A 5,882-nucleotide genomic window follows, 5' to 3' on the forward strand; every position below is an offset into this window, starting at 1 on the left:
ACACCGGGAAGAGCACGACCAGTGGAAGAAGAATGAAGACAGATATTGCGCAGAGATAGGCCGGTTCGACAAACCGCGCGCTGAAGTGCCAAAACGCCGGAATGTGGAAACGCGAGGTTGGCAAGGCTACCGACTTGCGAAGAAGCGCCTTATTCGCCTGCACTGCCCCCTGTTGCGGCATGGCGGGCGGCAATGAGCCCGGACGCTGCCACCGCGAGAAGTATCGCGCCACCGCGGAGAGCGCCATGACGACAATCGTCGCCGTCGCGGCAAGCGTAATGCCGAGTGCTGCGGCGAAAGCCCAGTCAGCCCCAGTCTCGATTTCCGACTGGATCACTTGTGCAAGCATCTGCTGGCGCTGGTTRCCGAGGAAGGCAGGCGCRATGAAGCTCGCCATGGTGAAWAGRAARATGATGRTGACRCCGGACTGGATGCCGCGGATTGCAAGCGGRACAACCATGCCCAGCCAGSCGCGCAGTGGGTTGGCSCCGAGYGTATGAGCAGCCAGAAGAATGCGYCCGTCGATGCGCCGCAGGACACTGACGAGGGCAAAGACCATCATGGGAATGGAGGAGTGCACCAGGGCTAGAACGACCGCSGGCTCGCTGAAGAGAAGGGGGAGCGGCTCCGAAATCAGCCCGAGGCCGAGAAGCGTCSCGTTGACAAGGCCACGCTGYCCGAGGATCGCCAACCAGGCGAARGTCCGCACCAGCACRCTGGTCAAGAAGGGAACCAGCACCAATAGWCCRAGAAGMAGGCCCTTCACTCCGCTCGCCCGGCTCAAGAGCCACGCCAAGGGAAACGAGACGACGAGCGTTATCGCRGTTGCTTCCAGACTGATGCGMACCGTCGTTGCGATGATCTGCGGGTACGGATTCCCAAAAATCCGCAGGAAACGCCCGACGGCATCACCGCCGAACGCCTCTGGCACGATATTCAGGAGCGGGAGAGCGAAAGCGAGGAGGAGCAGAAGGAACGCTGGAGCGAGCAGGAACACGCTCCACCAATTGATCAACCCGTTCCGCCTCATTTTCATTTGCTCCTGTCGACGTGCCGTCACTGCATGATGTAGGTGGACCAGCGGGCCTTCACAGACTCGTAGTTGTCGTGCCACCATTCTGAATCGAGGACTGCGCCAAGCTTCGCGTTGTCCGGATTGCTCGGCAGGTTCTTGGCGACGGCTGGGTCGAGGAGCTTCAGCGCATCGACATTGGTCGGGCCGTAGGGGATCTGCCGGGTCAGTTCCGCCTGCTGCTCGGGCTGGATGGCGAAGTTGATGAACTTCATCGCCTCGGCTGCATGCGGAGCGCCCTTCATCACGGCCCAGAATTCTGTATCCGACAGCGAGGCGTCCCAACTATAAGCCCAGTTGGCGCCTGCTTTGATGGCGTCGTTAACTCGGCCATTCGCGATGTAAGCCAAGTCGATCTCGCCCTGCTGGATGAGAGCCTGCTGATCTGAGGCACCCTTGTAGCCAACGATCTGATCCTTGACCCGATCGATAACCTTGAAGGCGCGATCCACATCCAGGGGGTAGAGATCAGTGGGCTTTACGCCGTCACCCATCAGAGCGAACTCGAGGGAGTAGGTCGGGTCCGACGGCATCACGCGGCGGGCTTTTACCGCAGGGTCGAAGAACTGAGCTGCGGTCACGCCGTTCGGGAACTTCTCCTTGCTCCACGCGAGATTCGTACCGAACTTGATATAGCCGACACCGTACTGCTTGCGAAACTCGGCCGGGATGCCGTCGGCCTTTATGACAGAATAGTCGAGTGGTTCGAGAAGCCCGTCTTTCACCTCGTTCACAAAAGCGGGGCTCTCGGCGGAGACGACGTCCCAGCTGATGTTGCCGCTCTGCTCCATCGCCTTGACCTTGGGATAGCCGGTGCCGGTGGTGCCGGTAACTTTGGCACCCGTGGCTTTGGCGTATGGCTCGAAGAAAGCCTTTGTCTGCGCGTCCTGGAACGCCCCGCCGTAGGAAGCGATAACGACCTCCGCCGGATCCGCTGCAGGCGCCGACTGCGCAAACAAGAAGACGCTGGCCGCGGCGAGCAAGCCGGCTGAGATACCAATATGCGGTCTGTTTGTTGTCATGGGTTCACCCTCCTTAATATCCGCTTCAGGGAGATCCTTCAGCCGGAAGAACAGCGACGGATGCCGGCATCCATCGCGCGATGACGGGTTTGCCGGGAGCCAGGTGTCCGGCCGCATCATCTCCACGCGTGATGCTGGCGAGCAGGGACTGCCCGTCGGAAAGTTCCAGCGCCACGCGCCAGCCGGCGCCGAGGTAGGTGACATCGCGGATCGTCGCGGGAACACCAAAGGCACTGTCTGATACGATTTGGGGTGCGGAGCGGACGGAGACGTTCTCCGGCCTCACCACAATATCGAAAGGCGCCGTCGCGGGGGACGGCAATGACTGGCGCACGCCGGCGATCTCGTATCCACGGCCGCCATCCGTCGCGGTAACGCGCAGAATCGAGCACTCGCCGAGGAAGCGTGCCACGAAGTGATTGGACGGTGCGGCGTAGATGGTTTCCGGATCGGCGACCTGGAGAAGCCGCCCCCCGGCCATGATCCCGATCCGGTTCGCCATGGCCATGGCTTCCGACTGGTCGTGTGTCACGTAGATGACGGTGATGCCGAGCTCGCCCTGAATGCGCTTCAATTCCTGCTGCATCTGGTCGCGGAGCCTTCGATCGAGGGCGCCAAGCGGTTCGTCCATGAGCAGGAGGTCGGGGCCGAAAACGAGAGCGCGGGCGAGCGCCACGCGTTGCTGCTGCCCACCGGACAACTGCGACGGATATGAAGACCAGCGATCGGCAAGATTGACGAGACCGAGCGCGGCATTCACTCGCGCCTCGCGCTCGGCACGTGCGACGCCGCGCATCCTCAGCGGGTAGGCAACGTTCTCGGCAGCCGACATGTGCGGGAAAAGCGCATAGTTCTGGAAGACCACCCCGATCCGTCGCCGATGCGGAGGCACGTCCGAGACGGACGTGCCCGACATCAGCACGCGGCCTTCGGTYGGCGTGTCGAACCCCGCCAGGAGCATGAGGAGCGTCGTCTTGCCRGAACCRCTCGAGCCGAGCAGCGCGAAGAACTCCCCCGAYGAGATGTCGAGGGTAACGTCGCTCACCGCAGACACACTTCCGTAGCGCCGGGTGACACCCTGAAAGGAAACGGCGGGGAGTGGCTGGCCTGTCATTCCACGGCCCTTCCCAGGTCAAGCGGCGTAAGCGGCTCGTATCCGGTTTCGGTAACGAGAACGGTATCGCCGAAGCGGGCGCCACCAATACCGTCGACATAGACGCCCGGCTCGATGCCGAGGAGCATTCCCGCTTCAAGCACGGTCGGGTCGCTGGCCTTGATCTCGGGAAACTCAGGATCGGAAAGGCCGATCCCGCGACCGGTGCGATGCTGCATGGCACGGTCCCAGCCGTGGCGTCCGATGACCGCGACGGCGGCAGCGTGAACCTCGCCGGTCGTCACGCCCTCGCGCACCTTTGCCAACGCCGCTTCCTGGGCCTTGCGTGCGACGTCCACGATCTTGCGGACATCCGTCGGCAAACCCGTCGACCCCACCTGGACCGGTCGGTCGAAACAGATGCCGTGCCCAAAGAACGGCCGGCCGCAATAGCAGAGCTGCAGGAGTTCCCCTTCCCGCATAGACCGACCGGCGGCAACTGCATGGGCGCGCCCTGAACGGATGCTGCCGCTACCCATGACATGGATGCCCTGGAGAAGCGGCGAATGGTTCTCATCGCCGTTCCACCATTCCGCGGCACGCCGCATCGCGGCCGTGCGGGAAACAAGCGCCACTTCCCATTCGGGAACACCGGGGGCTACAGCTTCGCAGCTTGCCTTGAACTGGTGGGCAGCGATGTCGGCGCAGCGCCGGACGACGTCGATCGTTGCGGCATCCTTGCGGCGACGCACCTCACGAAGCGTGACTGTCACGTCCCGGATACGTTCGGTACCAAGGGCATCCCTGACCAGGTCGAGATTGCGCGCCGAGGTAGCGTCGAAGTCGACGCCGATCGTGCGGGCTTCCGGAGCTACTTTCCCGATATGCTCGGCGAGCGCGGCTGAGAACGACATGGGCGGCTTCGCCGGCTCTTCCCATTCGACCCATTCGATAGCCACGGGCACGCTGCATTGCGCCCTTATCTCAGGTGCTTCGATGCGGGGCGAGACAAAAGCCGCCGCGCCATCCTGTGGCAGCACGAACCAGACCGGCCGCACCGATGCGATGCCATCCAGTCCGGCAAAGAAACGATGATTGTCGAAGCTCGACAGCGCGAGAACGTCGATGCCTTCCTGCTTCATCGCAGTTCGGGCGCGTTCGAGGCGTTTGCCGTAATCCGCCTCGGAAGGAAAGATGAGCCTGGAGTTCGAAGGGTTCTCGTTCATTTTGCTCTCACGATGGTATTTCGCGTGTGATGGGACGGGCATGGCCGAAGGCGCCACGCGTGCCGCAGATGAGCGCGGAGTATTGCGCTGCATCGCTGGCCGCTTCGGCAAGCGGTACGCCGGTCAGCACGCGGTACGCGAGGCGGCTTACAAATGCGTCGCCCGCGCCGAGCGTATCGACGGCATCGACAGGAACCGCGGGCGCGAACAGGATCTCGCCTTTGTGGCACACTGTGGCGCCACGCGCGCCCTGGGTGATCGTGACCAGTTCGACGCCGGCCGATTGGGCGGAATCCAGAACACGCGCCACTTCGTCGTCGCCGGCACTGCCGCGCGAGAAGGCAGCTGCCCTTAAATAAGGCAGGACACCAGCAGCATATTCCAAACTCCGTTCGGAAAAATCGAAGGAGATCGCAACGCGCTCGCGAATGTCGGGAAGCTGGTTGTCCAATCGGCTTGTCTCACCGGTGTGAACCAGGTCGAAGCCGGCAAGATAGTCGAGATCGGCGTTGTCGAGCCGGAACATCGATACGCCTTTCTCGCAGAGGCCCCATCTGCGGTTGTTGCCGCTGTCGTCCATATGAACGGTGGCAAAGGCATTGGGCCCGTCCTCGACACGCAGCCGCTCGAGCTCAATGCCTTCAGCCTGCAGGCTCGAGCGGATCAGATCGCCATCGGCATCGGTGCCGATCACGCCGAGATAGGCAGCGTGCGCTCCGCTTCGCCGGGCGTGAACAGCGAAATTCACCGCGTTGCCTCCCGGAAACATCAGCCTTTGATTGAAATATCGGTCGACAACATTGTCACCGACGCCACAAACACGCATGCGAAATGCCTCAGTAGGTTGTCTTGAACATGTAGCGGCGTTCCGTGAGCGAATGCCCGGTGACCGCCTGGTAGTGTTCGGCCAAACGCTTGGAAAGGGTCGAGAGAAGGAGCGGGGAAATGTCCCCACGCATCGACGCCGGCACGCCGGGCAGGCTGTAGTCCATCGAATCGATCACGCGGCAGCGCCGGGTGTTCTTATTAAGGAAAGCCTCAACTCGGTTGATCACCGGGCGGGTTTCGTCTTCGCCCTTGAACAGAAGAACCGCCGTATCGGGCTGAACAACCTCGAAAGCCCCATGCAGAAATTCGTTCGCGTTGAACCAGGACGCGTGCTTCCACTGCATCTCCATGAGATAACACATGGCGAATCCGTAGCCGGCGCCCTGATTGGGACCGGCGGACAGGACGTAAGTCAGGGTCTCGGCCGCGAAGTCAGTGGCGATCTCGTGGAGGCGCGCCTCCGCCTCCTGCACAGCCAGTTCAAAAGCTGCCGGCACCGCAGCGAAAGCCTGTTCCAATGCCGCGAAATCGAATTTTGCCCCGGCTTCCTTCAGAAGCGCCGTCACCATCAGGCCAATCAGCACTTGCTTCGGCGCCAGGATGGTTCGGTCGCTGTGGTACGTGAAGACGTCATCGCATTC

At 62.1% G+C, this 5,882-nt stretch carries 5 protein-coding genes and 1 pseudogene; all 6 read right to left on the reverse strand.

All coding sequences use genetic code 11. From position 1 onward, the window contains the following. A pseudogene (locus ACXJ7R_RS22875) lies at positions 1-397 on the reverse strand (hypothetical protein); the annotation flags it as partial. A 659-nt stretch (positions 398-1,056) separates the two neighbouring features. Next, positions 1,057-2,094, reverse strand: a complete 1,038-nt coding sequence (locus ACXJ7R_RS22880; RefSeq protein ID WP_457153836.1) for an ABC transporter substrate-binding protein — start codon at positions 2,092-2,094, stop codon at positions 1,057-1,059. A 25-nt stretch (positions 2,095-2,119) separates the two neighbouring features. After that, positions 2,120-3,139, reverse strand: coding sequence for a polyamine ABC transporter ATP-binding protein (gene potA, locus ACXJ7R_RS22885; RefSeq protein ID WP_457153837.1), 1,020 nt, complete (start codon positions 3,137-3,139; stop codon positions 2,120-2,122). 65 nt (positions 3,140-3,204) lie between these two features. Continuing rightward, positions 3,205-4,413, reverse strand: a complete 1,209-nt coding sequence (locus ACXJ7R_RS22890; protein WP_457153838.1) for a M24 family metallopeptidase — start codon at positions 4,411-4,413, stop codon at positions 3,205-3,207. 7 nt (positions 4,414-4,420) lie between these two features. Beyond that, positions 4,421-5,239, reverse strand: a complete 819-nt coding sequence (locus tag ACXJ7R_RS22895; RefSeq protein WP_457153839.1) for a PfkB family carbohydrate kinase — start codon at positions 5,237-5,239, stop codon at positions 4,421-4,423. A 10-nt stretch (positions 5,240-5,249) separates the two neighbouring features. Then, positions 5,250-5,882 (reverse strand): SIS domain-containing protein (locus tag ACXJ7R_RS22900; protein ID WP_457153840.1); only part of this gene is annotated, 633 nt, incomplete at its 5' end.

The sequence above is a fragment of the Mesorhizobium sp. P5_C1 genome (assembly GCF_054049815.1).

Coding starts and splice junctions, on each gene's coding strand:
- ACXJ7R_RS22880 (WP_457153836.1), bottom strand. CDS start 2,094: ATGACAACAAACAGACCGCATATTGGTATCTCAGCCGGCTTGCTCGCC.
- ACXJ7R_RS22890 (WP_457153838.1), bottom strand. CDS start 4,413: ATGAACGAGAACCCTTCGAACTCCAGGCTCATCTTTCCTTCCGAGGCG.
- ACXJ7R_RS22895 (WP_457153839.1), bottom strand. CDS start 5,239: ATGCGTGTTTGTGGCGTCGGTGACAATGTTGTCGACCGATATTTCAAT.